This is a genomic window from Sphingorhabdus sp., from assembly GCF_046596595.1.
Taxonomy (GTDB): domain Bacteria; phylum Pseudomonadota; class Alphaproteobacteria; order Sphingomonadales; family Sphingomonadaceae; genus Sphingorhabdus_B.
The window spans coordinates 1-2456 of record NZ_JBKJMB010000105.1; the positions used below are offsets into that span (position 1 = coordinate 1).

At 55.9% G+C, this 2456-nt stretch carries 3 protein-coding genes; all 3 read left to right on the top strand.

Going from position 1 to position 2456, the window contains the following annotated elements; translation table 11 throughout:
- A partial coding sequence (locus tag ACLL9E_RS10650) for a lytic transglycosylase domain-containing protein (protein ID WP_411291715.1) occupies nucleotides 1-619 on the top strand: 619 nt, incomplete at its 5' end.
- 206 nt (nucleotides 620-825) lie between these two features.
- Nucleotides 826-1461: a dTMP kinase gene (gene tmk, locus ACLL9E_RS10655; protein ID WP_411291716.1), complete on the top strand. Its 636-nt coding sequence runs from the start codon at nucleotides 826-828 to the stop codon at nucleotides 1459-1461.
- The gene (locus ACLL9E_RS10660; protein ID WP_411291717.1) at nucleotides 1458-2423 is read left to right on the top strand and encodes a DNA polymerase III subunit delta'; all 966 of its coding nucleotides are present in this window, start codon (nucleotides 1458-1460) and stop codon (nucleotides 2421-2423) included. Before tmk ends, ACLL9E_RS10660 begins: the two co-directional genes overlap by 4 nt.
- Nucleotides 2424-2456: the final 33 nt, after the last annotated feature.

Genomic DNA, 2456 nt, shown 5'->3' on the forward strand with positions numbered 1-2456 from the left:
CACGGGCAATTTTCATGCTCCCGAGGCTTTGGCGTCGCTGGCTTTTGAAGGCCGTCGGCGCGCGTTGTTCGAGGCGGAATTGGTGGCAGTGCTCAAGATGATCGACCGTGGCGTTCCACAATATGCGATCACTGGAAGCTGGGCAGGGGCGCTCGGCAAACCCCAATTTTTGCCATCGGTCTATCTGCGGCTCGCGCGGGACGGCGATGGTGACGGCTATGCTGACATCTGGCGCAGCGAGGTTGATGCGATGACTTCAATCGCCAATTATTTTGTAAATGCGGGCTGGCGACGGGGCGAAGAATGGGGTTTCGCGGTGAATGTGCCTCCATCGTTGAATCGCGGTACTTTGGACTCGCGGATGTCATCGCCGCGGTGTCCGCGCGTAGTTGCGCGGCACAGCCAGTGGAAGACTATCGCCGAGTGGCGGCAACTCGGCATTCTGCCGCAGCGGGGTTTTTGGCCGAAGGACAGCATGATGGCGACGCTTATTGAACCCGATGGCGTCGGCAATACTGGCTATCTGCTTGGTGGAAATTACCGCGTGATATTGGATTATAACTGTTCCAACTTTTACGCGTTGTCGGTGGGATTATTGGCAGACGAGTTGCGGAACTGATTCATCGTCGGTTAGGACGAACGCTGCGTCCTATTTGAACATTGTCTCCACACAAATTGCTTGCTCCAAGCTATACGCGGCGCATGACATCGCCTATTGGATTGCAACTCGAGTGGATCTGCCGCTTACAAAACGTCACGATGGAACAGATAAAGCATGCCCTTTGTAGCGGACAGTTCAATTAACCAACCTGAGTTGTTGCGCTGGTGAGCGTTCGGGGTCGTTTCATTTCTATCGAAGGTGGCGAGGGGGTTGGAAAATCGACTCAAATTGCGGCGTTGGCCGAACACATTCGCCAAAATGGGTTGGAAGTTGTCATAACCCGCGAACCCGGCGGCACGGAAGGTGCGGAAGCTATCCGTCAAATGGTGCTTGGTGGCAGCGCAGAGCGGTGGTTGCCACGCGCAGAAGCCTTGTTGTTTGCCGCAGCCCGAAGCGACCATGTCGAACGGTTGATCGAGCCTGCATTGGCAAGTGGGAAATGGGTCATTTCGGATCGCTATATTGACAGCAGCCGAGCTTATCAGGGCGCAGGATCTGGTCTGTCAGACGCCGATATTCTGACGCTGCATCACATAGGCAGCAGGGGGATGATGCCCGATCGTACGCTCGTCCTGCGGCTAGATGCCAAGGAAGCGGCGGCACGCGCCGCTATTAGGGACCAAAACGCGCCTGACCGCATTCAGGGGCGGACTGAGAATTTCCATTCGGACGTTGATGTCGCCTTTGTCAGCTATGCCGAGTGCGAACCACGCGTTCGTCTGGTCGACGCATCGGGCGCAGCAGACGAAGTTACCGCGCGGCTCTGGACCGAAGTCAGCGACCTAATGGACGACGCATGAGCGGTTATGTCGGGCATGAAAAGCCGTGGCGGCAATTTTCCACTGCATGCGACAGCGGAAAAACACACCATGGTTGGATATTAGCAGGGCAAAGGGGACTGGGAAAATCTGCATTTGCTTTGCGTGCGGCGGCCAAGCTTGTTGATCCGGAAAACGTTCATGGCAATTTGATCGCTCGTGGCTCCCATCCCGACATATTATCACTTAAGCGACTGCCAAAGGACGCGCCAAAAGGCGATGATGACGTTGGCGATTCGACCGAGTTTAAACGCAGTATCACAGTTAACCAGATCCGCGGCTTGCAGCAGTCACTGACAACGCGGCCAGGGCTCAGTAACAGGCGCGCAATCATTATTGATGCAGCGGATGATCTGGAACGGGGCGGCGCTAACGCCTTGCTTAAGTCGCTTGAAGAACCGCCTGTTGGCACGTTCTTCTTTCTTATCAGCCATGCCAGCGAGAGACTTTTGCCCACCATCAGGTCGCGGTGCCAGATGTTGCGCTTTGAACCCCTAAGTGGTGCCGACATGGCCGACGTTCTACGGGACGCGGCACCTGAAGCCAGCTCAAAAGAGTTAGAGGCGCTGATTCACCTGGGTAATGGGAGCCCCGGGCAAGCGCTCGACTTCCTCGGTCTTGACCTCAAAGAGATCGAAGACGCCATGACGTCAATTTTGCGTTCAGGCGACCGCGACAATGCGCTGCGTAGCGGCTTGGCGGAGAAACTGGCGCTTAAGGCAGCCCAGTCACGCTATGAGGCGTTTTTGCGTCGCGCGCCTGCATTGATTGCCGAACACACACGAACGCTCGACATTGCACAGCTTAAGACGGGCATTGCCGCATGGGAGGCGGCAAGCGGGCTCGCTGGTCGTGCGATTGCGCTAAGTCTGGATAAGCAAAGCGTGGTGTTCCAAATGGGAAGCTTGCTGGCTTCGATACAAGCGCATAAAGGGCGGACGTAAGATCTTATTAAGAGTGCACATGTCCGAACCTTT